Consider the following 25,920-nt stretch of genomic DNA (forward strand, 5'->3'; position numbering starts at 1 on the left):
CGCGACGGGGCGAACGTTGCCTGTCGCGGCACTAGGTCATCGGGCATCCCGAACACGTACCAGTCCCCCGGTACGACCTCCTGCCACCACATCCGCGACCTCGACACACCTATCCCTCTCGCCGACACTCGCCCGCGTGCGGGTGGGCGGGTCCTCCCCCAAGTGCGAACTCCGGCGCTCATTCCGTCGACTGGAGCTCGGACAGCAATGCTTTGAAGTTATCCACTGCAACTGACAACGGCACCGGAACCTGACGTGCGCAGAGCCTGTTGAAGAACCGTCACCTGTCTGAATGCAATGTGTTCTCCCCGTCACGGCCGATGGGAGCCTCGAGAGACCCACGGGATGCGGTCACGCTTCGACACGACCGCAGCATCAATGCGATGACCTGGGAATTTTCCACGGATCGGCAGATCCGGCACCCCTGGCGGGGTCTCTGGCCCAGGAAGGAACAGGCCCGTCGGGCACGGTTTTCGCATCCCGGATGGGCTTCCAAACAAGCCAATAATTCCAGCATTCACGCGATCGGGAACTCCAGTTCGAGAGCCCCTGCTCACCTACATAGCCAACCTCTCGAGGAGGGTTGCGGTTCCATCGCGGCGGGGCCGCGCCTTGCTCCATTTCTCTCCGCGCAGCCCCGCGCCCCGTTTAGCATCGGGCAGGGCGGGGGAAGAAGCCCCGCCGCGTGCGTCCGCGGGGGTAGGGATTACGTGCAGCGCTCAGTCGTTTTCGTCCATGGCACCGGTGTGCGTGAGAAGTCGTACAACAAGACCTTGATAACGGTGCGTTCGGCGCTGGAGCGGCTGCGGCCCGGCTCCGAGGTACGAGGCTGTTTCTGGGGCCGGGAGGCCGGAGCGCGGCTGGCGCTAGATGGCGCGAGTATCCCTGGCTACATGGAGTCCCGCGGCGGCCGAAAGAAGGATGACGAGGACGTCGCCGTCTGGGGTGTGCTCTACCAGGACCCCGGTTACGAGTTGCGCCTGCTTGGCCTGCGCCCCGCCGCTGTCTCGGGGATGGGCCGCGGCCAGAGCCCCGCTCGGAAGCTGCTCGACGAACTCGCCGGTTACGTCCCCTCCGCGCAGGTGCGCGCCGCCTTCGTCGCGCACGACTTGGATGACGCTCTCGACCGCGCGCTCCGCGAGGTCGCCGCGTCGCCGGAACTGCGGGACGCAGCAGCTACGGCGGACGAGGGCGGCTACGAGCACCGGCACGCCTTCGCCCGGGCCGTGACGGCGGCGACGCTGGCGTACGCCGTGGGCGGAGGAGCCGACGCTCCGGACGGCCTCCAGCGGGATGCCTTGCTCTCCCTGCTCGGCGCCGATCTGCACACTCAGGGTCGCACTTTGGGCGGCACTGTCGCCAAGGCTGCCGCCGCCCCCGCCCTGCGTGCTCTGACCTGGCATGCCCGGCGCCGCCGAGGCGCCCACAACGACAACCTGCTCGTACCCGCCATCGGCGACATCCTCCGCTACCAGGCCCGAGGCCAGGCGCTGCGCCAGTTGATCAAGCGTACTGTCGATCACACCCCCGGGGACGCCGTCACCGTGATCGCCCACAGCCTGGGCGGAGTGGCCTGCGTCGATCTCATGGTGGAGGAGGAGATCGGCCGGGTCGACCAGCTGATCACCGTCGGCTCCCAGGCCCCCTTCTTCTACGAGGCCGGCGCTCTGGTCTCCCTCGAACACCCCCAGCAGCCGCCCGCCCACTTCCCGCGCCGGTGGCTCAACCTCTACGACGCCCGCGACCTGCTCTCCTTCCGTGCCGCCCAGGTCTTCCCCGACGTCGCCACCGACCACGAGGTCGACAACCACCAGCCGTTCCCGTTCGCGCACAGCGCCTACTGGGACAACCGCCAGGTCTGGACCGCAATCGGCACATGGCTGGGCTGAGAGCGGTCGACGACCCCGCGCGCGTCCATGCTGTGGTCGTCGGCGTCGAACGGTACCCCCGACATCCGGACTGGGATCTGCCCGGCGCCGTGGACGACGCCCTGCGCTTTCACAAGTGGCTGCGCAAGGGCGGGGTGCCCGAGGCCAACATCCAGCTGGTGCTGGCGCCCGACGAGGACAGCCGTGCCCGGCTGGACGCGCTCACCAGGGCCGGTGAGCTGATCTGGCAGCAGGCCTGGACCAGGGACGAACTCATGGACGCCTTCACCCAGGACCTCGATGCCCGCACCGGCGATCTGCTCTACATCTACTGGGGCAGCCACGGTGTGCTCGGCCAGGGCGAACGGCGTCTCCTGCTGTGTCCCGACGCCTCTCCGAAAGACAAACGCTGCATCGACACCGCCAACCTGCTGGAGTACCTCCAGCGCGACGATCTGCCAGGCTTCACCCAGCAGGTGCTCCTGTTCGACGCGTGCGCGACCTTCCTGGAGCACCACAACCATCCGACGGGACCCGCAGTCGCCGACTTCCCGACGGTACGCCGCCGCCCCGTCGGACAGTTCGCCCTGTGCGCGGCCGCCGCCGGCCAGGTCGCCGAGAACGACCCGGTGACACGCAGCGGCGTCTTCTCGCACACCGTGCTCGACTGGCTGGAGACGAACGCTGCCGATCTGCACCCGGACCTGGACGTCCTCCTCTCTCACGTCCGGACGGCCACGCCCGGCTCGCAGACCCCCGTCAGCATCGACATCCGCACTCTGGACGGCTCCCAGGAGCACCTCTTGTGGCCCGGGACCCCGCTCCCGGCCTCGACCGGCCGCAGCCAACTCGCCCTCGCCCTGCATGACGTGCTCGACAGCGACCTGCGGGCGCGCTGCCTCGAGCACCTTGGCGTCCACTGCCCCAGCACGCATCTGGGCGCCTGCCCTTCCGACGAACAGCTCGCGCACGCTCTGCTCATGGTCGAACGGGCCATGGCTGCCCTCGTCGAAGTGGTGCACACCCGCAACCGGGGGGCCGCCGATCAGCTGCTGTCGCTGGGCCGGACCCACGGCGTGCCCAGCTTGCTGTCTCCCTTGGAGTACGCCTCTTTGCGGGAGGTACTCGACCGGGCACCTCGCCTGCCGCCGACGGCGAAGGTGATCGCGGCCGTACGGGCTGCCCAGCCGTTCGAGAGGGCGTGGCTGCCGCCGAAGTCGCAGGAGGCCCCTTGCGTGGTCCAGCTCATGGCGTGTGTGGAGCACTTCGAGGAACACACGGGCGGGCAAAGCATGGCTCACCCGGGCAGGCAGCTGGTGCCCGCGGTTGTCCGCTTCACCGAACTGCTCGCAGCGCTCCTTCCCGCCGTCCGGGCTGAACTCCACGCGTGGGCCGACCGGGTAGCCCGTCGGCTGGGCGTCGACGACGGCGGTCTGGCCGAGCGCCGCGCCGAGGCGCTGGACTGGGCGGACACTCTCGACCCTGCGGCCGGCCGGCCCCGTGTCGTGGCCCAGCTGGACGCTGCACCGGCCGACCCCGCCACAACCGGGGACAGCGACGAGCGCTACACCTGCGTCATGTGGCTGGTCGCCGGCGCCGGCGACCTCGTGCAAGCCGCCGAGCAGAGCGCGATTCCCTTGTCCCCGCGGGACGTGGTGCGCCGGATAAAGCGAACCCTCTCGCTTCTGCGCACGGTGACCGATGAGGCCCCGGTCGTCGAGATTCTGCTGCAGCCCGACGCCGTCCAGCTGCCTGTCGACTCCTGGAACGGCGCCGACGACGGCGACGATTTGCCCATTCTGCTGGGCGTGGAGTGGGCGACCGCCCTCCGCTGCGCTCCCCTGGCCGCCGAGCGCGAGGAACAGCGGCAGGACGGCATCAAGAACCGTTGGGCAGGACGGCACAATGACACGGTGGTCTTCCTCGACGACGAGCACGCCCAGGGATATGCGGGCTACGGCGCCCTGATGGCGGACGTCAGCGCGGCCCGTGCCGTGGTGCGGGCGGGACCGGACGGCCGAGACCGGCTGGTCCAGGCGGCCTTGCGGCTCGGCTACCCGGTCGTGTTGTGGGACCGGCAGGCGGCGGGCCAGGTCCAGCCCGCCCACTTCGACCCACTGCAGCCGAAGGCGGCCGTGGACGGGCTGCCCTGGCGGGTCCGGGACTACAGGGCCCAGGCGTGTGTGAACCCGGCGGCACATCCCGTGTGCCCGGTGGTGGTCTTCGAGGCCGCCGACCGCCCTTTGCCACCGGTGCTGTCCCTGACCGGACTCTCCGAATTCTCTGAACTTCCTGATCCTTCCGCCCCCTCCGACTCCGAAGAGGCGAGCCGTCGATGACCCAGCAAACCGAAACGGAATCCCCCGAGGGGCCCGGCTCCCCCGCCGACCAGGAAAACTGGCAGCTCTTCCGGGGCAATGGTCAGCGCCGCACCGTCCCGATCCCCGAGGCCCCGCCCTGGCGGCGGTTCGCAAACCCTGAACACGACGACACCGAAGGCGAAGCAACCCGAAGCAACGCCGCGCAGAGCAGGGCCCATTACGTCATCGGCCGCGAGGAGACGGACGTAGTCAACGCGGCCATCCACCTCCGCCGGCCGTTGCTCGTCACCGGCCACCCCGGCACCGGCAAATCCTCCCTCGCAGCGGCCATCGCCCACGAACTGGATCTGGGCCCCGTACTGCGCTGGCCCGTCAACAGCCGTTCCACGCTCCAGGACGCCCTCTACCGCTATGACGCCATCGGCCGCCTCCAGGAAGGCAATCTCGAACGGGGCCCAGGTGACCTCGGGCCCGGCATCGGCTCCTTCCTGCGCCTTGGCCCGGTCGGCACGGCGTTCGTCGCCGAGGAGCGCCCCCGGGTACTGCTCGTCGATGAGTTGGACAAGGGAGACATCGACCTGCCGAACGACCTGCTGACTGTCTTCGAGGAGGGCACCTTCGAGATCCCGGAACTGTCCAGGCTGCCCGAGGACCGGGCCGAGGTCGACGTCCTGACCGCCGACCCACACCGGACGGCGAAGGTGAGGCGCGGGATGGTGCGCTGCACCGAGTTCCCGCTCGTCGTCATCACCAGCAACGGCGAACGCGACTTCCCGCCTGCGTTCCGTCGCCGTTGCCTCCCCCTGCATCTAGGCGACCCGGACGAGGCCCGCCTGCGCGAGATCGTCGAGGGCCACCTCGGCCCGGAGGCCCTCGCCGACGCCGGCGACCTGGTCATGGCGTTCCTGGCCCAGCGGACCGTCGGAGAACTGGCCACCGACCAACTCCTCAACGCCGTGTTCCTACGCCGCGGAGGAGTCCGGCTGGACGCCGACGGCCTGCTGAAAACGGTCCTGCACCGGCTCAACGCGGACGGCTGAGGATGTTCGAGGAGCTGCGGAGCGTTCTCGAAACGGGCGGCGGGCTGCCCATGGAGCAGGGGGAACTCCTCGACATCCTTTGGCTCGCGCCACGTGTCCCGTCGGGCCCGGCAGCGCCCCTGGCGGCGCACGCCCCGGACACGACGCTCCCCTCGTCCCTGGATCTCGACGCCACCGTCCCAAATTCACCAGCAGCTCCCGGCTCCGGAGCCGGCACGGTCCGGGGAAAGCCTGCGAAAGGCACCCCTCGCCCCCACACCGCCCCTCGTCTGGCCGTCGTCTCTGGTCCCTCGGCCGTCGAACTGCCGGGTGGAGCCCTGTGGACCCCCGGTGTCCGTTCTCTTGGCCCGACCCTGCTCCTGGACAGGGCCCTACGCCCGTTGAAGCGGCGCGTACCGAGCCGCCGTCTCAGTGAACTCGACGAAGCGGCCACCGCCACCCTCCAGGCCGACACCCGCACCCCCCAACTGGTGCTGCGCGCCCGGCCGGAGCGATGGCTGCGGCTGGTCCTGGTCATCGACGGTGGTGTGTCCATGCCCCTGTGGCAGCGGCATTGCGCTGACCTCAAGGGCCTCTTCGAACGCAGCGGCGCCTTCCGCCAGGTAGAAACCCACCAGATCCACTACGGCACCGAAGTCCGCCTCGGACGCCCCTGGAGCACCGCGCAGGCGACCCGGCCGACGGACTCGGTAGCGGACGTATCGGGCCGAACCATGGTGCTGGTGGTCACCGACGGCACGGCCATTGCATGGCGCGACGGACGGCTGCGCCCGGTGCTCGAAGGCTGGGCTCGCTGCGGCCCCACCGCCGTGCTCCACACACTTCCCCGCCGCCTGTGGGCAGGCTCCGGAGTCCGGGCGGACACCTGGCAAGTAATGTCCCCGCGCCCGGGCGCGGCGAACACCACCTGGACGGTGACCGATCAGGTACTCCCGCCGGCCGTTGCACCGCCCCCGCCCGTTCCGGTCCCCGTCCTGGAACTCACCCCGGCCGGACTCGCTACCTGGACCGCCGTGAACACGATCGTCGCACGGCCGATCCCGGTCAGCCTCTGGGCTCCTGACCGGACCAGGACGCCCGCCGCCCTTGCCACGATCCCCGTGTCCGTCCGGGACTTCGCGCGCGCCGCCTCCTCCGAGGCCCTGCGCCTGGCCGCGCACCTGGCGGCGATGGCCCCGATCACCGTGCCCGTGATGCAGCTGGTCCACTCCTGCCTGGACCAACACCAGGGCCCCGTCCCCCTGGCCGAGGTCTTCCTCGGCGGCCTGGTCCAGCCTCTGCCATCGGCCGACCACTCAACGGGCCGCCACCGCCTGTTCGACTTCACCCCGGAGGCCAAAGACCTCCTTCTGGACGCCGTCCCCACCGCCGAACTCCTCGCCTGCGGCCGCCGGGTGGGCGAACGCATGGAGGCCCTGATCGGCCACTCCTCGGACTTCCCGGCCTGGCTCCGGGACGAGAACGCACCGGGGTCGACCGCACCGTTCGCCTATCTGGGGTCAGCGTTGCAGGCACGGCTGGGAGTGGCCGGGGCGGCTGCCGACGTGGTGGTCCTCTCGCCGACAGATGAGGAGACCACGGTCGCACAAACGCCGCCGGCAAAGGAGTTCACCTGGGTGTCGACCGAGGGCCTGGACGCATCGTTGCGGCTGCTCTCCGAGGCGGTGGGTGTTCCGAGCCCTGAGGTTCTTCCTCGCTGGGACCAAGTGACGGACCTCATGGCCTCCGTCGCCGAGTCGAGAGGCGAACCGCCGGCCGACGTACAGCCCCGGCTACGAAAGCAGTACCTCGATGCGTTGCTGCCGATGTGCCCCGTGGAAGTCAGGAACACATTCTCCCGCCTGCGCGGTGTCCCGCAGTATGCCGACCTGTTGCTCCTGCATCTGATCATGTACATCCACAACTGCCCCACTGCGGCACGGATGAGCGAAGCACAGATCGCCGAGGATTTGACGCGGTACCTGGACGAGCAGGGCCTCTACCTGGACGGTGAGCGCCAGCCAGGACACACACGCCCGTCCGACCTGCGCTGGCGCATCGACGACCGGTACTGCCCTGTGGCGATCAAGCGGACCGGATCCCCCTTCTCCTGGCCGTTGAAGACGCAGGTCGCGCAATTCACAGCCGTGGATGATTCCGCCACTGCAGGCTTCCTCGTCATCGTGGACGACGACGAGAAGCCGGACGGAGCGGCCCCGCTCGACAAGTGCGTGGTCGTCTGGCCGGACCTGCCGGTCATCGGACTGCGTTTGCAGACTGGTGCCACGACGAGCCTGCAGGCCCTGCCGGGAACCCGCAGGGCCTGCATCGTCGTCGACATCGTCGGATACGCGAAGATGGGCCGGCCCACCCAGCGCAGGAAGCGGGAGGCGCTGCGCGACATCCTCGACCACGCGGTGCGGATGGCCGGGGTCTCCCGCAACGCGTGGGGCCGCCAGGACCGTGGCCACGGCACCCTCGTCCTGTTGCCCCCGGGAGCGGACGCGCCAAGGGCCATCCCCGGCTTCGTCGATGGCCTCGCCCAGGCGCTGCGACACGCCCGTGAACAGGGAAACGCCATGCGCGTGAGGGTCGCCATGGACATCGGCGCCGTCACCATGGAGGAGCACGGTGCCGCAGGAGATGCCGTGCGCAGCTCCGCCCGCCTGGCCGATTCGGCTGTCCTGAGGGGGTCCAAGGCCGACTACACGCTCATCGTGTCGGACCTGCTGTACGAGGACGTACCCGGGTTTCACGGCCGGTTCCGGCGCGTACGGGTGGATCACAAGGGCTTGGAGAGTTGGGCGTGGCTGCAGACACGGTCCTCGAGGCTCCCCGATCCGGAACGCTCGAACGCGGTCCTGGTCGGTACCGGTCTCTATACAGAGCTGGCCGACCTGCCCCAGGTGCACGCCGGAATCCGCGACTTGGCGCTGCTGCTCAGCCGTCCGTCGGACGGAGCGTTCTCCGACGATCGCGTCATGGTGTTGGAGAATCCGGAGAGCGCGTCAGAGATCCTGGAGGTCGTCCAGCACGCAGCGGCCTCCGCCGACGACACCCTGCTGGTGTACTACGCCGGACATAGCCTGTACGACTCGGTGTCGGGAGAGCTGAGCCTGGCGCTTCGCTCCACCCGTCCGAACGCGCCCGTCACTGCCGTGCCGTTCGACCACATCCGCGCTCTGGTCCAGCACAGTGCGGCCCGGCACAAGATCGTCATCCTGGACTGCTGCTACAGCGGTCACGCCGGGCGCCACGCTCTGCCCGGGGTTTTCAACGTCGTGCCGGACGGTGATGTCACGATCCTGGCCGCGTCGCTCCAGTTCGCGATGGCTCCGCCGGGAAACAGGTACACAGCGTTCACCGGCGGTCTGATCGACGTCCTGCGCAACGGCGTGGCCGAGGGATCGGAGGCGATCTCCGTGCGTGAGCTGTACGAGGAGCTGCGACGTCGCTTCAGGGGGGACTTCCCGCCGCCGACGCTCACGGCTCACAACGACACCGGCCAGGTCGCCCTCGCCCGCAACCCAGGCCACCGGCCACGTCACCCATAGACCTTGTCATTCCAAGGCGTTTCCTTCGGGCTGCCGTGCTCATCAGATGAAGGAAAATGCGGCGGATTGCATGCAGCGTCCGTACGTGACTCCGAGCAGCACGCTTAGCGCACATCCACGATCCTCGGACCGTGTTCCCGGACCGAATAAAGATCGAAACCGGTCGGAGGCGAGATGCGCAGCCGGTGGTCGCGACTCTCGATGGCCATCGGCATACCGGCATGTTGCACGTGGCCGGCCTCAGTCGTGCCGGCGTTGCTGCCACAACGGGCATCATGCTCGCCCGCGCCTCCTGCGGTGCCGGCGTGCGCTCGAAGGTCATCGGGTGCGTGCGGTGGACGCAGTCGACGCCGTAGCGGTGCAGCAGCTCCAGATCACGGTCGGCGGGGCGGTCCGGGAAGAGTGCCGACAGCCGTATCGCCGGGTCGGGCGTGTGGGGGGCGTAGTCCAGCAGCTGCGCCAGGGCCTCCCGTACGAACCGACGGCTGCCGGCACGTTTGGCCTCCACGACCTCGCTGCCCTCGGGCAGGGCCAGATACAGGTCGGTGATCCCGGCGGGGGTACGCAGTCGTTTCGGCTGATCGATGCCCAGGAAGCCGACGTACTCCTGCACCAGGAACGCCTCCGTGCGGTGGACGACCAGCTCGTGCTCCTCGAGCCGGTAGCGGGTGCTCGGTGTGCGCAGGGCCTCGCCGTCGACGATGTCGGTGTGGGTGCGCAGGGCGCGGGCGAGGGGTTCCTGCGAGCTGTCGTCGTCGCGGGCCTCGGTCTGTGTCTCGATGCCCAGGCCGTCCAGGACGGTGGCGGCCTTCTCGGGGTCCAGGATGCGCAGCCCCATGAAGTTGTCACCGGCGTTGAATCCGGGAAGGGCCCAGATCTCGGTTTAGGGGATCTCGACAGGGGTGGTCAGCAGAGCGCGGATGAGGCGTGCGGCCTTCTCCTGGGTGGTCGGCGGGACCGCGAAGGGGATCTGGAAGATCTTGTCCAGGTAGTCGAGCGGGGTGGCGGTGTCCTGGGTGTCGGCCCAGCCGGGCGTGCTGTCGCGGGAGGTGAACAGATCCCGGTAGTGGTGCTCGAGTGATGTGAGAAGCCAGCGCGGGTCGACCGCCACGACCACGACGAACAGCGGCAGCGCGAGCATCAGGTGCACGGCGGCCAGCACCTCCACCACGCGTGCCGGGGGCACCGGTCGAGGTCGTCGATGTAGAGGACGATGCGTTCCAGGGGCGGCGGCTGCTGGGATTGGGCGCCGGCCCATTCGGCGCGGGCCTCGCGCAGTCGCTCGTCGAGCTGGACCAGGTCATGGTGGCCCGTGCCCAGCAGTCCTCGGTAGTGCTGGTAGGTCTCGGGAGCACTGCGCTCGGTGAGGAAGTCGGCCAGCCGGACGGCGGCATCCGCCTCGGCCAGCCGGGCGCGGGCCGCGCTGACGTTCTCGGCCAGGGTGCGCTGGTGCTTCTCCAGCAGGGCGCGAAGTTTGCCGGTGAGGGACGTGTGCTGCGTGTGTGTGGCTCTCAGGGCCCACAACAGGGGCAGGGCCGGGGCGGCGAGGCCGGCGACTGCGCTGAGGAGCAGGGGCAGCCAGGTGACGGTGCACGGTGCGTTCGGACCGCCCGTACGACACAGCCCGCGAAGCAAGGCGTGAGCTGTGCCCTTAGCCGGAAGAGACCGTTCATGAATCGGCCACAGGAGGTGTTCATCGAACGCGTCATGATCCCAACTCCATGCGAATACCGGTCACTTGCGGTCGCCCGTTGCGATCACGAGGCTCCTGGTGTGACGCTCAGCGACGGGAGCAGAATCCGCTCCGCTCACAGCCGAGGTGCCTTGCCCCGGGCCGCACTTGGATAGTGACTATGTCCGTGGAGTTCGAGGTCAAAGCCATCAGTCAGGCACGATACGAGCAGATCGTTGCCGAGGCCCGGGGCGTGGCCGAACAGCTGACGCAGGCCCACGCGCAGTTCACGATCGGGGACCGGGCCCTGGAGATCGAGCCGATGGGCCCTCCTGGCAGGCCGGTCTCGGACACCGCGGCGAGGGTGGAGCAGTCCCTGACCCGCCTGGCCAAGGACATCGGCCTGCCGGTGACGACGGTCGAACTGGCCCGTTGGACGGCATCACGCTGGCCGGCCGACCGGCGCCGGAAAGCGGAGTCGTTTGCGGTCCATCAGGTGCTGGCCGGCATCGAGGACGACGCCGAGCGGTTCGCCGCGATCGACGATCTCCCTGGCGGCAAGACCCACTGGACCGTGGACGATGCCAGGCGGCGGGTCGCATCCCAGGCGACGACACTCGCCCCTCCGGAAGAGAAGGACACCGCGACCCAGCCGCCCGCCCAGAACCGGCGGCCACCGGTGTAGTGACCTCTGCCTTCTCAAGCGTCCGCAGGTCGCAGCCAGAGCGACCCAGAAGAATCGACTGCCTCGCCCCGGAACAGGTGCTCGGAACTCGTCCGGCACTCAGCACCGCAACCGGTGCAGGCCCCGGGTTTGACGCGTCCTCACCTGCCCCTCGGCCTTCATGGCTCTGGGCTGGAGATCGGCCACGCGTGGACCAAAGTGGCGTGTCTGTCCGCGGCGGACGTCGTTTCCCAAGAGATCGCGTATGTCCGACCGAATGCGCGACGGCTGAGGGCCCAGACTTCTGCTGCCCGGTCTCGGGCTCTCAGCTCCAGCCCGGTCCCCTGCCATCTGCGGGGCCGGGCTACACACTGCGCGCTTGGCGCAGGGACGGTCGACCGGACGGTAGGCGGCCGCCCGGCGGCAAACCCACAAGACGACCGCCTGGCTTGCCATTGTCTGAGCGGCAAGCGCGACCCGCGACCGACCGCCACACTGCGTCGACCCACCGCCGGACGCATCGGTGAGACGGCTCGTCGCTAAGCGACCGTGAGCACGATCTTGCCCTGGATGTGCCCCCGGGCGGCACGCTCGTGCGCCGCTCGGGCATCCGCGAGCGCAAACGTGCTGTCGATCGCGACGCGCAGCGTGCCCGCGGCGAGCAGGCGTAGCAGTTCGGTGAGCTGCGCGCCGCTCGAGCGGACCTGCGCGCTCGAGACCGTGACGCTCAGCTTCGCGGTCTCTTCTTCGTCGAAACCACCAGGAAACACCGGGAACAGCGCGCCGCCCTGCTTGAGGGTGGGCAGGAAGCGCCTGGTGTCGGGCCCCCCGACGGTGTCCAGGACGAGATCGACGTCACGGGCGGCTTCCTCGGGCCGGTCCTTGGTGTAGTCGATGAACTCGTCGGCGCCGAGCTCGCGCAGGAACGTCTCGTGAGCGCCGGAGGCCACGGCGATGACGCGGGCTCCCTTCCACTTGGCCAGCTGGAGTGCGAGGTGCCCCACGCCACCTGCAGCGCCATTGATGAGCACCGTGGTCTCGCTGTCGAGTGCCGTCGGGCGGTGCTGGGCCTCTTGGAACGGTGAGGGGTGGTCGTGCCCCAGCTCGATCAGGAACTGCCATGCCGTCAACCCCGACATGGCCAGGCCGGCAGCCTGCACGTGGTCGATGGAGGCCGGCTTGAGTGCGAAGTCCGATGCCAGCGCGGTGACGTACTCGGCGTACGCGCCGGCTTGGAGGACGGTGGGGAAGCGCAGAAGGCCGACCACCTCGTCTCCGGCCGCGAAGCCGTTGACACCGGCTGCGACGTCTGCCACGACGCCTGAGACGTCGGTCCCGGGAATCAGGGGGAGATCGAACGTGGGCTTGACCTCGGAAGGTACGTCAGGCATTCCCTCACGTGCGTACCAGTCAGGAGGATTGAGGCCGACCGCGTGCACGCGGACGAGCACCTCGCCCGGCCCCGGCTCGGGAACCGGCGCCTCCTCATGACGCAGCACCTCCGGGCCGCCGAAGCCGTGCAGCCGGATCGCGCTCATTGTGTGTGTGGACATCTTTCTCTCCTGCCCGCGCCGCGGGATAGACTTATTCGGATCAGTGGTCCATATATCCGGACCACTGATCCGAATATATGGACCACTGATCCGGATAGTCAAGAGGGACATGATGAGGGCCGACGCGAGGAAGAACCACGACCACCTGCTCGTCGTTGCGGGCGCCGCCATCACCGAGCAGGGCGTCGACGTGTCCCTGCGCGACATCGCGCGCAGGGCCGATGTCGGACTCGCGACGCTGCTACGGCACTTCCCGACACGCGAGGCACTGCTCGATGCCCTGCTCCGCACGAGCTTCGACGAACTGACGGCAAAGGCAGGCGAACTCGAGACGTCGAGCTCGCCCGAAGACGCTCTCGTTTCATGGCTGCGCGACTGCGTCGCGTGGACAACCGAGTACCAAGGCGTCACCGAGCTGATGGCAGCGGCGATCGAAGACACCGAATCCGCGCTCCACGCTTCGTGCGTCACCCTGCGCGCAGCAGGCACTCGACTCCTCATCCGCGCCCAGGCCGCGGGCAAGGCCCGAAGCGACATTGACGGCACCGATCTGTTCGCACTGGTAGCAGCACTGGCATGGCTCGGCGATCAACCCGCGCTCGCGCCACGCGCCGATCGTCTCTTCGAGGTCGTCGCCAGCGCGATTCTGACGAGTGCGGGGTGCAGCGATGCCGAGGGCGAACATCGCCGTCCTACTCGGACCCGTGGCTGACATGGCCCCACGGTGTCGTTCGCGCTCTCCGCACTGCTCGTACGGTCACTGCCTTCCGCACCTCGGCCCGTAGGCCCGTGAGTCGCTACGGCGGCAGGCGCGATCCGGCGTCTCGTACGTATTCCGGGATCAGTTGTTGCTCAGGCTCGCGCTGCGTCCGGAGGCCGGCAACATCGCCTTCCTCGCCGTGGAGACCGTCCTCGCCTTCTTCGCGCACGATCGTCTCGGCATCGACACCTTCGGCTTCGGCCTGCTCCTCACGGCGGAGGCCACCGGCGGTCTGCGCGGCGTGGGCATCGCCTCCTTCCTCGGCCGACGACTGGGCACCGGCGCTCGCTTACCTGCACGGCCGCAGTCGAGGGACTCGCCATCCTGTGCCTTGCCGTCGCCCCGAACCCGTATGTCGCCGGCCTCGCGCTCGCTGTCTGCGGAGCGGGCATAGGCGGCCACGATGGTGCTCGGCCCCTCCCTCCGACAGGCGATCGTCCCCGCCCACCTGATGGACCGGGTCGCTCCATCTCTCGCATGCTCGCGATGTGCGCCGCCCCGTTCGGCGCCTTCCTCGGCGGCTGGCTGGCGACCACCTGCGACGTACGCACCCCGCTCTACAACGCCGCCGGCCTCCTCCTCACCATGACCGCCTTCACGCCGACCATGACCAGCAACCGCCAGGTTGAGGCGGCGCTGCGTGCCGCCGCCCCGGCCGATGGCGGGCGGGGTGCGCCGCCGTCGACCCCCGTCGCCCTCGACAGCCTCCAGGTCCCGATTGGGCGCAGGCCCGTTGAGGACCAGACCGAGGAGGTGCATGACCTTGACGATCCGCCCGTACTCGGCGAACGCCGCGCCGAGCGGAGTGGGGTGGCCCTCGCGGCCGAACATCCGCAACAGGTCGTAGGCCCGGACCTGGTGGGTGATGAGCGATCCGACGACCCGGAGGATGAACGACCAATGCGTGGCGGTTCGCTCACCTTGTTTGCAGGCGACGTACTCCAGCGGCCCGTACCCGTCCGGGGGGCCGCCCTCCTCGGGCGGGTCCACCCGCCAGAAACTCGGCGTCGACCTCGGGGGGCAGCAGCGGCCGGTCTTGACCCTCCGGCGCGAGAGCGCGGGCAGGCAGCGCACCGCCTTCAGGATGCGCCGCCCCGGCCGGGGCGGCGCCCAGCGCGTCCGACTCGTCCAGCAGGGGCAGGAAGCGGCGCACGATGTTGTGGCGCAGGGCCAGCTTCTCGCGCATGGCCGACCAGGCCGACCCGTCGTCCTCAGGCACCAGGGCCTCCACGGTCGCCAGCGCCGAGGGGACTGCCGTACGCGGCACGGCTTCCTCCACCGCCGCCCATAGTTCTCCGCCCTGCCCGCCCGCGAACGAACCGAACCATGTGCTCCAACTCTTATGGCGCTCAGCTTCCGAACGGATGTCGCGGTGGTTCAAGTGCGTGCTGTGTCGATCTTCGTAAGCTTCGACGGCAGAGGGGAACACCCGGTCTGTTCCTGGACGGCTACATACAAAAGACGAGAAACTGGTGAACCAGGTGAATTCCGGCCGCGTGGCAGTCATCGCAGGTACCGGCGCCGACATGGACATCCCCAGCGGGATGATCGGCAGTGTGCGGATCGGGCGTGCCCAGGGCCGCCGGATCAAGGTGATCGTTTGCCACCGGGTCACCTCGGTGTCCGTCAGCCCCGCCAAAAATTACATCAGCGGGGGCGCGTGGCGGGCCTCCATCCGGGCAAGCCGTGCTCCATCGGAGCCCACGCGCTGCTGACAGCCGCTCCCACGCCTTCTGCGCGCCGAGCCGGGACGCGTCTGGGCGACCCACAGGGCTGACGCGAAGACAACCATCCCAACCTTTGGGCCGCTTTAGTACATAACCCTGATCAGCTCCTTGATCGGCGAAGACTGGATTTTCTGGAATGCGGTGGCCGGACAAGGCTGCCGTGGAAAGCGGAGACATGATGGCCAAGAGTTCTTATGACTATGTCGTGGTGGGAGCAGGGACAGCGGGATGCGTGATTGCCTCCCGGCTTTCGGAACGCCCCGGCGTGCGGGTGCTGCTGCTGGAGGCGGGAGCCCGGGACGCAACCGAGACGATGGCATCTCCGTGGGGCTTCCTGGGGTTCGACCCCTCATCCCTCTGGCTGGGCGCCTCGACCGTGCAGGCCGGTACAGGCAGGGCCGCTGACGTGCTGCGCGGCAAGGCGCTCGGCGGATCGTCGAGCATCAACGGCCTCTACCACCTGCGGGGGCACCGCTCCGGTTACGACGAATGGCCCGGCCTCGGTGCTCCAGGCTGGGGTTTCGACGATCTGCTGCCCTATTTCCGCCGCAGCGAGAGCACTCGCAACCGTAATGCCTCCGTGCGGGGCACGGACGGTCCGGTCGTGGTCGCCCCGGTCCCGGAACCCCATCCCCTGGCCACGGCGGGCGTCGACGCCGCGGTGGAGGCTGGGTTCGCACGCGCCGATGACATCGGCGGCGGCCTGGAGACCGGGTTCGGGTGGAGTGACATGAATCTGCCCGGCGGCGCCCGCCAGAGCGCGGCCGACGCCTACATCCGTCCGTTCCTCGACCGGCCGAACCTGGACGTCGTCACGGACGCGACGGTGCAGCGGCTGCGCACCACCGCGGGCCGCTGCACCGGCGTCGAGTACACCATCGGTGGCGAGCACCTGTCCGTCGAGAGCGCCGAGGTGGTACTGACCGCGGGGGCCATCGGTTCCGCACACCTCCTGATGCTGTCAGGGATCGGCCCGGCACAACACCTTGACGAACACGGCATCGATGTCGTGGCCGACCTGCCGGGAGTGGGCTCCCATCTGCAGGACCATCCGATGGCGGGCGTGGTGTACGAGGCCATCCAGCCCGTACCGTTCGTTCCTGCCAATCCGCCGGCCGAAATGATGGGCCTGCTGTACAGCGACCCCGCCGCGGCCCGACCGGACCTTCAGGTCTACATCGTCGCCGCACCGCTCCCGTCGGCATGGGGCCAGCCGCCGGCCAACGGCTACTCCATCGCTTTCTCCGCGATGGCTCCGCACAGCAGCGGCACCGTGCGCCTGGCGGACGCCAATCCCGGCAGCGCTCCCGTCGTCGACCCCGGCTACCTGAGCGACGACCGTGACCTGGAGATCATGCGCAAGGGCCTGGCCCTGGCACGCCGCATCGGGGAGGCTGACGCGCTCGCCGACTGGCGCAAGCAGGAAGCGGTGCCGGGCTCCGGGACAAGCGGTGAATCCGTGGACGAGTTCATCCGCAAGGCCACCGGCCCCTACTTCCACTTCACCGGTACCTGCCGCATGGGAACCGACGCCGATGCCGTCGTCGACCCTGCGAACCTTCGCGTGCACGGCATAGCCGGACTGCGGGTCGCCGATGCCTCGGTGATGCCGTCCATCCCCTCGGCCAACACCAACGCGACCGTCTACGCCATCGCCGAACGGGCCGCCGAACTGATCGGCTGAGCCTTCGTCAGCGCCCACGGCGCTTCTACAACGCGCTCATCCCCGACGCCCGGACCGCCAGCAGCTGGTCGAGTCTTCGACCAGCTGCTGGCATCCTGCTTGCCGAACTCAAGGCGGCTGGCGAGCTCGGCGGCTCCAGGGCCTGTGTGGACGGCTGCCACATGCGCGCGAAAGACGGGGACTGACGCCGGTCCGTCGTCGGTCGGCCAGCGGAAGGCGGGCATCTGGGCGGAGGATCACCTCTCAGCGCGCCGGGAACCGCCGAGTTCCTGAACTGCGGTCGTACCTCTGGTCACGCGCTTTCGGCCGGCCCGTGGCCCGGCGGGTGCCGGTTCGGCGAGAGCGAGGCTGCTCCGGTCGAGCGGGCGTACTCGGTGGGAGTCTGACCGTAGTGCTTCTTGAAGGTCCGGCTGAAGTGGCTGCCGTCCGCGAACTGCCAGTGAGCGGCGAGTTCCGAGATACTCAGGCGACCTGACGGCGCGGTAAGGGCGAGCCGGGCCTCGTGCAGTCGCCGGTGGCGGATGTAGGTGGTCACCTGCTCTCCCACCGCGGCGAATGCCCGGTGCAGCGTACGGACGGAGATGTTGAGTTCACGCGCAAGCATCGCCGGAGAAAGTTCGGGATCAGCGAGCCGGCGGTCCGCGAGGTCCTTGGCTGCCTGGGTGAGCGCGGGAGCCAGCCGGGGTTCTACGTCGTCGAACCGGCCCTTCGCCACCGCCTTGGCCAGCTCGATCAGGGTGCCGTGGGCGGCTTCCACACCGGCCGGGCCGAGGTCGGCCACGGTTATGTGGATCATGTCTGTGAGAGCCGTCAGCAAGCGTATCTCGGCCGAGTCCGCCGGCCCGGTGATGACCCGGTTCCCGAGCAGGGGTTTGAGCTCGCCGGGAGGCAGGACGAGGAACTTCGCCGTGAGGTGCGCCGTCGTCTCGAAGGCCGTCAGGCGCCCGAGGTGCCGGACGAGGAACTGCCCGGCCGATACGGTCTGGTCGCCATATCCGGGCGGGCCGCCCAGAGTCCATGCGCCGCGCTGCACTACGTACATGGCAACCAGATCCTGATCGCCGCCCGGGACGTCCGCGGTTCGGGTTGCCGACGCGGCGTGAAGATCGGCGATCGCCGCGCCGTGCACCTTGGCCACGTTGCCCTTGACCCGGAAGTCACCGATCGTGTCCGGGCTGAAGGCCGGCAGTTGGAAGACATCGTCGCCGATCTGCGTCTCCCACCCACGCCGGAAGGCGTCGAGTCCCCGCGGTGCGGCGCCCGGGGCGGTCGAGTCCACTGCGAACACCCCGCGCGCGCCGTCGACCTCCGCTCCAGTACTGTTCGTCACTCTCCGATCTCCTCACGTGTACTGCTTCAACACCAGCCTGCGGAGCTCGTGTTCCTTACGTACGTCGCCGTGGTTCCTGTGGGCGCTGTGCCGATCTTCCTATGGACGGCCCGCAGGGCAGCGGTCGAGGGGCATGACTGATGCGTTCTCAGTCAGCGAGATGAGCTGATCGCCTGTGTTGGTCGCAGGGTACCCACCGGCCGATCATGTGACTGCCAGCGAGGCTGCCGGGTGACCACGGCGGCTCGCGATGCGGACGAACTGCGACGCGGCGCCGACTGGGCCGAGGAACAGACCGGCACGAGGGTCTCCACCGTGGTGTGCGACGTCCGCGACCGGGAGGCGGTCGAAGCGGCAGTCCGGCAGACGGAAGGCAGTCAGGGCAGCCTGGACATCGTCATCGCCAATGCGGGAGTCATCCAGGTGGCGCCGGTGACAGCGCTCGACAACGAAGCCTTCGAGGACGCCATGGCGGCCATCTTCGGCGGCACGGTGAACACCGCCATGGCCGCACTCCCCCATCTACGCGGAAGTGAGGCCGGGGGCCGACTGTGCCTCATCGGCTCCGTCGGCGGCCTGCTCGTTGTCCCCCACCTCCTGCCCTACTCGTGCGCCAAGGCCGCCGTAGGAGCACTGGGCGAGGGGCTGGCAGCCGAAACGGCCGACGGGAACGTCAGCGTGACCACAGTCCATCCGGGGCTGATGCGCGCCGGATCACACCTCCAGGCCGAATTCGGCGGCCGGTCCTCCAAGGAGTTCGCCTGGTTCTCCGCTCTCGCGGGAGCCCCCGTCGGGCCACGTTTCCGTGCACGCGTCCGTCGCCTGGCGTACGGCCGTCGGCTCGGCCCACAGCAGTGTGGGCAGGGCCCTCGTCCACTCCCCATGGTGCAGCGCGAGGCGGAGCCATCGGCACGCCTCGTCCCAGGGGGCGTGCTCCGCGAGGAGGAGGTACGCCTCGATCGCCCGATCGCCGCGGGCGCCGATGCGTACGGCCTGTGCGGCGGCCCGGTCCAACTCCCCGATGAGGACGTACTCCTTGACGAGGGCCAGTCTCGACCAGTCGCGGTCGTCGGAGCGGTCCATGGCGTCGACGCGCTCCTCGCTCTCGTCGTAGCGACCGAGGTCGAGGCTCACTCCGGCTAGGTCCGCGAAGCAGTCCGTCAGCGTCAACGGCTCAGGAGCGGCATCGAGTTCCGTCTCCGTCTCGGCGAGCCAGCGCGCGGCCGGGTCCCTGTCGCCGAGCGCGATCCGGGCCCGCGCGACGGCGGCCTGCGCCCGCACGGCCGCGGCCCGCCAACGGGGTGCAGCGTCATTATCGACCGCATCGGCGCCACGGGCCTTCATTAACTTCAACGCCTCCTCCTCGACCGCGTCGGCGTCCGCAGCTGCGATCTCCAGCAGGTGCGCCGCCCAGGCGCGGTCGTGCTCGTCGCCCGACTCGGCCAGGGAGCGCACGATGCGTCCCAGGGCCACGCAGCACCGGTCGACACCTGCCATCCGTTTCACCGCCTCGACGGCCAGACCGTAGTCCCCCCGCTGCGTGGCCTCCTCGGCCACATCGGGCCACGCGTACCGACGCTCCTCCTCATCGCAGCCCTCCATGAGGGTGAGGAGACGTTCCGAGTTGCCGGCCCTGATCATGCACCGCGCCAGGCCCGCCAAGTGCAGGCCCCGCACGAAAGCATGCTCCGGTCGCCGTGCCAGGGCAACCGCCTCCTCGTACCTCCCGAGCGCGGCCAGTGCCGTCGCTTCCGCGCCCTCCCCCAGGAGGCCCTCGGGAACGGGCCGGGGCGGCAGGGCGGCCAGCAAAGCCCGTGCCTCCTCCAGTCGATCGTCGTCGGCGAACGCTGTGATCGTGCGGCACACCATGGTCCGCTGCTCACGGATCGTGTCGCTGTCCTTTCCTACGAGCGTGAGGTCGTGCAGCAGGCTCTCGGCCTCCTTCCGCCGCCCCGCGCGCCACAGGGCGACGGCCACGCTAGTGAGCAGTTCCACTCTGAGGGACGGCTGTTGTGCGGACCGAGCGACCCCGTCGGCGCGGGCGAAGTCGCCCGCGCGCAGCAACCCGTCGACCACCTGGCCCAGTTCCCGCGGCCAGGTCTCCTCGACAGCGACGTCAACGGCCCGTTCGAACTCGCCCGCCTCCACCAAAGCGCCTACGAAACTCTGCCGGGCATCCATTTTCGCGCCCTCGGTGCTGAGTGTGCGCAACAGGAGTTCCGCCCGGTCGTATGCGCCATCCTCGGCGAACGCCCTGAGCATGCCCTCCCGGATACGGTCCCCCTCCTCGGGATCCGTCCGGGCGGCGGCCAGCGCCTCCGCGCGTTCGTGCTGTCCCGCCGACACCAGGGCGCAGCCCATCTCTCTCCAAGACCGCGACGGGATCGGGCCGGTCGCCGCTCGCGAGGCGAGCGCCTCGGCACGGTCGAACATCCCGGCCCACGCCAGTCCCTCGACAACATGGCCCCGGTCCTCGGCGGACTCGGCCACGCGCACCGCCTCGTCGAACAGAGCCAAACCGGACGGCTCTGCCTCCGCCTCGCGCCTGGCGTAGGCGACCTCGACGAGGCCAGCCGCCCGGCCTCGTCCCTCGATGCTCCGTGCCAACGACTCGGCCCGCTCGAACTCACCCCGGTCGGCCAGGGCGCCCACCACTTCCGCCACCGCCAAGGTCTTCGGTTCGGCGTCCCGAAAAGCGGCCAGCACGGACTCGGCCGCGTCGGCCTCCCCCAACCACACCAACTGTTTGACCAAGAGTCCCAGTTGCCCATCGCGCAGCCACCACTCCTCCCCTGCGTCGCACACCAGGGAAAGGGCCCGGTCGGTCTCTCCCAGAGTGACCCAGGCGTGCCGGATCGTACTCAGCGCGGAGGGGTGCCTGATTCTGCCGTCCCGGCTGTCTTCACGAGCCGCGCGTTCCGCGTCGGCCAAGAGCCGCCGTGCTTCCTCCCGCTCTCCCGCTGTCCCAACCTCCAAGGCGATCTCCCCCAGGGCCACGGATCGCCAACACAACAGGGGCAGGCTGTGGGCAAGCGCCTCGGCACGGTCGTGGCAGCCGATCCTCGCCCATGCGACGGGAAGGCCGACAGCAATGCCTCGGCCACGGCGCTGTAACTCGTCTCGGCTGATGGCCAGTGCCAGCATGTCCGACAGGGCCGCCTCACCCTCGACCTCGAGCAGCGCCTCCTGCGCCCACCGGATCTCCGCGAGGGCGGCCGCATTGCCGCCCGTGACTTCCCACATACGGGCCTGCCGATCCCGGTCCAACGCGAGTGCCGTCATGCGATCCGCGTCCCCGATCGACCGGAGCATCGCAAAGTAGCCGCGCAGCAGATATTTCGGCGTGTCCACAGGCCAGCCCCGCCCGCCGTACTCCTTCGCCCAGTCGTGCAACCGCTCGCGCCGTCTGCCGAGTTCGCGGGCGCCCAGCATCTCCTCCGCGCGTGCTCTCAGTTCGTCGTGCGCGAGCAGATACAGGCCACCCCTGGCGGTGAAGGTACGCCCGGTGCGGGTGCGCAGCGCGTCGGCCACCCGGAACGGCACGGCTTCAGTGAGAGCGGTCAGGTCGCCTGCCGACAGACCCCCGCCTGCGGCCGTGACGAGGGCGAGCACGTCGTACTCCAGACCGGGAGCCTCCAACAGGTGCTTCAGCTCCCGTTCTGCCTCCATACGGATCGCCCGCGCGGCCGGCGAGACGGCCAGCTGACGGACCACGTCCGGCGCACGCAAGGGGTGGCCGCCCGGGACGTCCGGAGGCAGCGGCGGATTGAACCGCCCCGAGACGACCACCCGCATACCGGCCTCGGGAGCCCCGGGCAGCAGGCTCGCGATGCTGTGGGCGCCGGGACCAGTCGTGACACCGCGGTCCTCATCCAGCCCGTCCACGAGGAGGATCAGGCGTTCGCCGCGCCCGGAACAGGCGCGGGCCGCCTCCCCGTACAGGCGGAGCAGGTGCGCCTCCCGGGTCGCCTCGGTCAGGTACGCCGGAAGACCGGCAACCGTCAGTTCCACCAACTGTTCGAGCACGACGTCGACATAGGCGACGATGTCGTTGTGGGTGCCGAGACGGCCGGTGACGAAGAATGGCACGACCCGCACTCCGGGCGGCGGATGGAGCGCAAACCAGGAGAGCAGGGCCGTCTTGCCCGCCCAGGCATCCGCTCGCCACCAGACGTGAGACGGACCCGACTCCGCACAGCAGAACGCCGCCAGCTCGGCCAATTCCGTCTCGCGGCCGACGAGTCGGGTCGGTGCGATCCGCCTCACCTGTTCGCCGTACGACGACCGGACGACGGGCGCAAGGACGACGTGATTGTGATCCCCCGTGACGGCGACACCCACGTCTCCGCCCGCCGTGACCGACCGCTCCCCCGTACCCCGCATGCCAGCATGGTGCCCGTCGCCGTGCCGCCGTACCCGTAAGCGCCGTCGGAGCGGGGAAGGATGCCGTCATGAAGGCCTTGATGTGGACCGGTGTCGCGCTGTGCGGGCTGGGCGCGGCGGCGCTCCTGGTGGGCGGGGTCCTGGACGTCTCCGCGGCCGAGCCCTGGGCGAGCGTGGGTGGAGGGGCTGCCGGACTAGTTGGTCTGGCACTCACCCTCTACGCGGCTCTCGGCCCGCGTGCCGGCGCTTCCGGCTCGCAGGTCCGCGCCGAGGGCGAACGCTCAGTCGCCGCCGGCGGAAACATCGGCTCCGTGACGACCGGCAACAGCGCGTCACCGCCAGCTTCCCCGAGGATGCCGCCGTCGTCGTCCGCGTCGGCCGGTCCGGTGAGCGCGTCGAGTGACCGTTCGGTCGCTGCGGGCGGCGACATCGGGACCGCCTCAACCGGTGACCACTGAGCGACGCCGACTCGACCGATCACCACCGAACAACGCATCCCGCACTCATACCCGCCGTCGGAGATCGCTCCAGGTCCCGCACACTGGAAGGATCCGCAGGCAGGAGGCGATACATGAGAACCGTCGAGCGCCAGTTCACCTCCCCGTAGCAGCGTTCCGGCATCGGGGCGCTCGCGGGCGCGCTGCCGGTACTGGCCACACTTTTTCATCCGCCGTCCGTGGCCCTCGTTTCACCCGTTGCCGAGACCTCGATCCGGCCCCAGAAGCAGGACGCGAACGCCTGGTACGGGAGCCCCGCCAAAGTTGGACGCGATGCCGCCGAGAACCCGCTCCCCTCAGCGGGCAGAACGGCAAACTGGCGCGCAGGTTCCGGCCTCAGCACACTCAGGAATCTGCGAACCTGCGCGCTTCCGACCGGACCGCGCAGAAGATCCGCCACCGAGAGCAGGGGTACCAGTAGGCCCAGAAGCATCTCATCGCGCTCGGAGCTCCGCGGCCGCGCCCGGGCACCGACCCGGCCCTCTGGCTGCGCGAGGCCCTGACGACGGTCGGCACCCGCAACGTCCGTCACCACGGCGCCCACCGCTGGCTCTTCAGTCTCGGCCGCACACGCCGCGACCGCGAGGAGATCTTGCTCGGCCTGCCGGCCCAGCAGCCCCACCCCAAGCAACCCGACGCCGAGAACGTCCGTTCCGGAACGCCGCGTGCCGGAACCCCTGCGCTCCGGCCCCGCGCGCCTTTCACCGGCCCCTTCGGCGGTCCCGTCTGAAAGGCATACTGGCTGTCATGGCCACCATCACTGAGCACCTCCTGCAGCTCGCTGCCGAGTCCGCCACCTCGGCGGATACTCGGCTGCGCCGACTGCTGTACGAGGGCAACGCTCTCTACCACCAGGGGCTTGAGGAGACACGCAGCGAGCTCGCGGATCAATCCCGCGAGCTGTCCACCGGTCAGCTGTGTCTGGACAGCGCGGAGGCAGGTTTCCCCGGCGCAGAGAACCGGGTGGAGGCGTTGAGCCTCCAGGCTCTGGCCTCGTGGCAGCACACGCCAGGTGCGATGGCGTTCGACGAACTGGCGGCACATGCTGCGCGCCAGGGTGTCTGTCTCCTCGCTGAGACGTACTAACGCGCCGCAATCGTTGGGAATGGTTGCGCCGGCGGCTGGACACCCCTCCAAAATTGCTGCCAGTTTTGGGCCGGAGAGGCCGGCCCGTCTCGCTCAGGACGGATGCGACCACCATGGCCGGCAAGCCGAAGAAGCAGGACCCCGTCGACTCCAAGGAGCTCGCCGCGGAACTCGGGCTCAGCGTCGGTCGCATCAACTCGCTGTACGCGGAGCGCGAGAAGAACGATTTCCCCGAACATGTCGACCAGCGCGGCCGCGCACGGCTGTGGGACTTGGCCGAAGTCCGTGAATGGTACGAGGGCAGGGAGCCCTCGCGTCTGCAGCAGCTTTCGCTGGCCGGCGGGGATCCGGATGAACTCCTGAACGCCGCGCAGGTCGCGAAGTTGTTGGGTTACAAGAACCGCAGCCAGATCACCACTTACCTGATCGAGCACCCGGGCTACTTCCCGGAGCCCGACGAGGTTGAGGAGCTCGGCACCTACAAGCGGCAGAAGTGGCGCCGCCGGACCATTGCCGACTGGCGTGCCAGCCGGCCCGGCAAGGGCAGGCGGGCGGGAGCGACGCGGCAGGCGCCGGCGCTGCCCGACGTGCCGGCCGACGGCGATCCCGACGAGTTGCTGGCAGGTACCCAGGCCGCGGCGCTGCTCGGCTTCAAGAGTCTCAACTCCTTCAGCAGTTCCCTGTCGCAGGGCAACCTGCCGCTGCTGGAAGAGACCGACGGACTCTCCGACCGCGGCAAGCGGGCATGGACGCGCCGGCGCATCCTCGAGCAGAAGGCGCAGCGCGGCTGACGAGGCGGGTACATACACCGCCCCCACAATCGCGGTCTTCGGGTATGGGGCTCGCTGTCCCCGCTTGGGCCCGGAGACTGCACGACGGCCGGTTTGGCGCGGCTCGCCACCTCGCCCCGCGGCAGGCTCCAGCCCGCCGCGAGCCGGCCATCGCTCATGGAGCCCCGCCCCCAACAGGGCAGGGCTCCACCTGTTGAAGCGCGTCGACCTGGCGAAGAGCACCGGCCAGCCGCCCGACCCACCGGAGGACCACAACCGCTCACAGTTCTCGTCGCGGCAGACTCGGCCCGACGAGCGCAGCTCCCTCGCGCAAGTCGGGGTAGAGCGATCCGCTCATGGCCCATAGAAGACTGCTGACCCGCTGTGCATCGGCGTCAAGGACCTCCACCATCATCCGCTTCTGTACTCCGGTGAACCGGTCCCATTTCTTCAGGAGCACCGAGGAGAATCCCACCACTGAAGTGAGGGGCGAGCGCAGCTCGTGCAGAAGTTCGGCCCGGAATACTGTTTCGGCCCCCTCACTGCTCCTGCGGACGCGCTCCGCCCGATGCCAGGCCCGCTGCCAGGCCCTCAGTGCATCGCGTGAGACTCCGCAGCCCTCGACGAAGGCGACCAGGTGATCGAAACTGGGCAGGGCGTGGCCGCTGAGTACGCGTTGAAGGGTGGAACGGGGGAGCTGCCCGTGCTTTCCGGCATTGCGTTGCAGTGTCCGCAGGGACGGCGCACCCGCCCGCAGGTGAAGCTCACGCATCAGATGAACGAGATCAGCCAAGTCGCGGACCAGTTCGGGGCGCAACGCGCGCCCCGTGTCTGCGGAGCGCCCTTGCTTGAAGCGTGCCTCGTAGCGGGCGGCGCGCCACAGTCGGCGGGGCGGGCCATCTCCCGATAGGTCAGATGGCATTCGCTACGACGGATACGCAGCCATTGCGCGAGGTCGGTGAGGGCCGGCGCCGCGGTGATGGGTTTCTGCGGTCGTCCCATGGTCAGGCCTCGGCCGGGCCGGTTCCGCCC

General features: G+C 69.4%; 19 protein-coding genes and 3 pseudogenes. 13 read left to right on the forward strand and 9 right to left on the reverse strand.

All coding sequences use genetic code 11. The features are described 5' to 3' along the window. Positions 1-710: 710 nt before the first annotated feature. From ACFWBT_RS09430 to ACFWBT_RS09445, 4 genes are read left to right on the forward strand one after another with little or no spacing between them, the layout of a single operon-like run. Complete coding sequence (locus tag ACFWBT_RS09430) at positions 711-1,889, forward strand: hypothetical protein (protein ID WP_385697672.1); 1,179 nt, start codon at positions 711-713, stop codon at positions 1,887-1,889. After that, entirely contained in the window at positions 1,877-4,207 is a 2,331-nt protein-coding gene (locus ACFWBT_RS09435) for a hypothetical protein (protein WP_385697674.1), read from the forward strand. Before ACFWBT_RS09430 ends, ACFWBT_RS09435 begins: the two co-directional genes overlap by 13 nt. Then, positions 4,204-5,229 carry an AAA family ATPase gene (locus ACFWBT_RS09440; RefSeq protein WP_385697676.1) on the forward strand — a complete coding sequence of 342 codons (1,026 nt, stop codon included), beginning with the start codon at positions 4,204-4,206 and terminating at the stop codon, positions 5,227-5,229. The genes ACFWBT_RS09435 and ACFWBT_RS09440 overlap by 4 nt, the downstream gene beginning before the upstream one ends. A 50-nt stretch (positions 5,230-5,279) precedes the next feature. After that, positions 5,280-8,762: an SAV_2336 N-terminal domain-related protein gene (locus tag ACFWBT_RS09445; RefSeq protein WP_385697757.1), complete on the forward strand. Its 3,483-nt coding sequence runs from the start codon at positions 5,280-5,282 to the stop codon at positions 8,760-8,762. Here the strand turns inward: ACFWBT_RS09445 and ACFWBT_RS09450 are convergent. Genes ACFWBT_RS09450 through ACFWBT_RS09460 form a run of 3 tightly spaced genes read right to left on the reverse strand, consistent with a single transcriptional unit; the run spans position 8,692 to position 10,397 of the window. Continuing rightward, positions 8,692-9,600, reverse strand: coding sequence for a hypothetical protein (locus ACFWBT_RS09450; RefSeq protein ID WP_385697678.1), 909 nt, complete (start codon positions 9,598-9,600; stop codon positions 8,692-8,694). The two genes, ACFWBT_RS09445 and ACFWBT_RS09450, sit on opposite strands and share 71 nt — an antisense overlap. A gap of 45 nt (positions 9,601-9,645) precedes the next feature. Continuing rightward, positions 9,646-9,903 (reverse strand): P-loop NTPase fold protein, encoded by a 258-nt coding sequence (locus ACFWBT_RS09455; RefSeq protein ID WP_385697759.1) that lies wholly within the window; start codon positions 9,901-9,903, stop codon positions 9,646-9,648. Beyond that, the gene (locus ACFWBT_RS09460; protein WP_385697680.1) at positions 9,903-10,397 is read right to left on the reverse strand and encodes a hypothetical protein; all 495 of its coding nucleotides are present in this window, start codon (positions 10,395-10,397) and stop codon (positions 9,903-9,905) included. The genes ACFWBT_RS09455 and ACFWBT_RS09460 overlap by 1 nt, the downstream gene beginning before the upstream one ends. 218 nt (positions 10,398-10,615) lie before the next feature. Between ACFWBT_RS09460 and ACFWBT_RS09465 the strand changes: the two genes are divergently transcribed. Beyond that, positions 10,616-11,119: a DUF6192 family protein gene (locus ACFWBT_RS09465; protein WP_385697682.1), complete on the forward strand. Its 504-nt coding sequence runs from the start codon at positions 10,616-10,618 to the stop codon at positions 11,117-11,119. A gap of 518 nt (positions 11,120-11,637) precedes the next feature. Here ACFWBT_RS09465 and ACFWBT_RS09470 read toward each other — a convergent pair. After that, a complete protein-coding gene (locus ACFWBT_RS09470) occupies positions 11,638-12,651 on the reverse strand; it encodes an NADP-dependent oxidoreductase (protein WP_385697684.1) in 1,014 nt (337 codons plus the stop codon). 112 nt (positions 12,652-12,763) lie between these two features. Between ACFWBT_RS09470 and ACFWBT_RS09475 the strand changes: the two genes are divergently transcribed. Continuing rightward, positions 12,764-13,363: a TetR/AcrR family transcriptional regulator gene (locus ACFWBT_RS09475; RefSeq protein ID WP_385697760.1), complete on the forward strand. Its 600-nt coding sequence runs from the start codon at positions 12,764-12,766 to the stop codon at positions 13,361-13,363. 12 nt (positions 13,364-13,375) lie between these two features. After that, positions 13,376-14,101: pseudogene (locus ACFWBT_RS09480) on the forward strand (MFS transporter); the annotation flags it as partial. Between the two features lie 111 nt (positions 14,102-14,212). On the opposite strand, the pseudogene ACFWBT_RS09485 reads toward ACFWBT_RS09480, so the two are convergent. Together ACFWBT_RS09485 and ACFWBT_RS09490 are read right to left on the reverse strand one after the other, a co-directional pair. Continuing rightward, a pseudogene (locus tag ACFWBT_RS09485) lies at positions 14,213-14,401 on the reverse strand (hypothetical protein); the annotation flags it as partial. Further along, complete coding sequence (locus tag ACFWBT_RS09490; RefSeq protein ID WP_385697686.1) at positions 14,328-14,678, reverse strand: hypothetical protein; 351 nt, start codon at positions 14,676-14,678, stop codon at positions 14,328-14,330. The pseudogene ACFWBT_RS09485 and the gene ACFWBT_RS09490, both read right to left, overlap by 74 nt. Positions 14,679-14,883: 205 nt before the next feature. Here ACFWBT_RS09490 and ACFWBT_RS09495 point away from each other — a divergent pair, with 205 nt between their 5' ends. Then, the gene (locus tag ACFWBT_RS09495; RefSeq protein ID WP_385697688.1) at positions 14,884-15,126 is read left to right on the forward strand and encodes a hypothetical protein; all 243 of its coding nucleotides are present in this window, start codon (positions 14,884-14,886) and stop codon (positions 15,124-15,126) included. A gap of 190 nt (positions 15,127-15,316) precedes the next feature. Further along, positions 15,317-16,822 carry a GMC family oxidoreductase gene (locus ACFWBT_RS09500; RefSeq protein WP_385697690.1) on the forward strand — a complete coding sequence of 502 codons (1,506 nt, stop codon included), beginning with the start codon at positions 15,317-15,319 and terminating at the stop codon, positions 16,820-16,822. A gap of 292 nt (positions 16,823-17,114) precedes the next feature. On the opposite strand, the gene ACFWBT_RS09505 is transcribed toward ACFWBT_RS09500, so the two are convergent. Beyond that, positions 17,115-18,152, reverse strand: a complete 1,038-nt coding sequence (locus ACFWBT_RS09505) for a helix-turn-helix domain-containing protein (protein ID WP_385697692.1) — start codon at positions 18,150-18,152, stop codon at positions 17,115-17,117. A 231-nt stretch (positions 18,153-18,383) separates the two neighbouring features. Here ACFWBT_RS09505 and ACFWBT_RS09510 point away from each other — a divergent pair. Continuing rightward, positions 18,384-18,806, forward strand: a pseudogene (locus ACFWBT_RS09510) (SDR family oxidoreductase); the annotation flags it as partial. Positions 18,807-18,866: 60 nt separating this feature from the next. On the opposite strand, the gene ACFWBT_RS09515 reads toward ACFWBT_RS09510, so the two are convergent. Further along, positions 18,867-22,535 (reverse strand): hypothetical protein, encoded by a 3,669-nt coding sequence (locus ACFWBT_RS09515; protein ID WP_385697694.1) that lies wholly within the window; start codon positions 22,533-22,535, stop codon positions 18,867-18,869. Positions 22,536-22,603: 68 nt separating this feature from the next. On the opposite strand from ACFWBT_RS09515, the gene ACFWBT_RS09520 reads away from it, so the two are divergent. The 3 genes from ACFWBT_RS09520 to ACFWBT_RS09530 all read left to right on the forward strand — a co-directional run bounded on the left by ACFWBT_RS09520 (position 22,604) and on the right by ACFWBT_RS09530 (position 24,909). Further along, the gene (locus tag ACFWBT_RS09520) at positions 22,604-22,993 is read left to right on the forward strand and encodes a hypothetical protein (protein WP_385697696.1); all 390 of its coding nucleotides are present in this window, start codon (positions 22,604-22,606) and stop codon (positions 22,991-22,993) included. A gap of 786 nt (positions 22,994-23,779) precedes the next feature. Then, positions 23,780-24,118, forward strand: coding sequence for a hypothetical protein (locus ACFWBT_RS09525; protein WP_385697697.1), 339 nt, complete (start codon positions 23,780-23,782; stop codon positions 24,116-24,118). Positions 24,119-24,231: 113 nt separating this feature from the next. Continuing rightward, complete coding sequence (locus ACFWBT_RS09530; protein WP_385697699.1) at positions 24,232-24,909, forward strand: helix-turn-helix transcriptional regulator; 678 nt, start codon at positions 24,232-24,234, stop codon at positions 24,907-24,909. A 259-nt stretch (positions 24,910-25,168) separates the two neighbouring features. On the opposite strand, the gene ACFWBT_RS09535 is transcribed toward ACFWBT_RS09530, so the two are convergent. After that, the gene (locus ACFWBT_RS09535) at positions 25,169-25,660 is read right to left on the reverse strand and encodes a histidine kinase dimerization/phospho-acceptor domain-containing protein (RefSeq protein ID WP_385697700.1); all 492 of its coding nucleotides are present in this window, start codon (positions 25,658-25,660) and stop codon (positions 25,169-25,171) included. Positions 25,661-25,920 lie beyond the last annotated feature (260 nt).

It is taken from the genome of Streptomyces sp. NPDC060027 (assembly GCF_042737005.1).
Classification (GTDB): domain Bacteria; phylum Actinomycetota; class Actinomycetes; order Streptomycetales; family Streptomycetaceae; genus Streptomyces.

Coding starts and splice junctions, on each gene's coding strand:
- ACFWBT_RS09435 (WP_385697674.1), top strand. CDS start 1,877: ATGGCTGGGCTGAGAGCGGTCGACGACCCCGCGCGCGTCCATGCTGTG.
- ACFWBT_RS09440 (WP_385697676.1), top strand. CDS start 4,204: ATGACCCAGCAAACCGAAACGGAATCCCCCGAGGGGCCCGGCTCCCCC.
- ACFWBT_RS09445 (WP_385697757.1), top strand. CDS start 5,280: ATGGAGCAGGGGGAACTCCTCGACATCCTTTGGCTCGCGCCACGTGTC.
- ACFWBT_RS09450 (WP_385697678.1), bottom strand. CDS start 9,600: ATGGGGCTGCGCATCCTGGACCCCGAGAAGGCCGCCACCGTCCTGGAC.
- ACFWBT_RS09455 (WP_385697759.1), bottom strand. CDS start 9,903: ATGCTCGCGCTGCCGCTGTTCGTCGTGGTCGTGGCGGTCGACCCGCGC.
- ACFWBT_RS09465 (WP_385697682.1), top strand. CDS start 10,616: ATGTCCGTGGAGTTCGAGGTCAAAGCCATCAGTCAGGCACGATACGAG.
- ACFWBT_RS09470 (WP_385697684.1), bottom strand. CDS start 12,651: ATGTCCACACACACAATGAGCGCGATCCGGCTGCACGGCTTCGGCGGC.
- ACFWBT_RS09475 (WP_385697760.1), top strand. CDS start 12,764: ATGAGGGCCGACGCGAGGAAGAACCACGACCACCTGCTCGTCGTTGCG.
- ACFWBT_RS09500 (WP_385697690.1), top strand. CDS start 15,317: ATGGCCAAGAGTTCTTATGACTATGTCGTGGTGGGAGCAGGGACAGCG.
- ACFWBT_RS09515 (WP_385697694.1), bottom strand. CDS start 22,535: ATGCGGGGTACGGGGGAGCGGTCGGTCACGGCGGGCGGAGACGTGGGT.
- ACFWBT_RS09520 (WP_385697696.1), top strand. CDS start 22,604: ATGAAGGCCTTGATGTGGACCGGTGTCGCGCTGTGCGGGCTGGGCGCG.
- ACFWBT_RS09525 (WP_385697697.1), top strand. CDS start 23,780: ATGGCCACCATCACTGAGCACCTCCTGCAGCTCGCTGCCGAGTCCGCC.
- ACFWBT_RS09530 (WP_385697699.1), top strand. CDS start 24,232: ATGGCCGGCAAGCCGAAGAAGCAGGACCCCGTCGACTCCAAGGAGCTC.
- ACFWBT_RS09535 (WP_385697700.1), bottom strand. CDS start 25,660: ATGCGTGAGCTTCACCTGCGGGCGGGTGCGCCGTCCCTGCGGACACTG.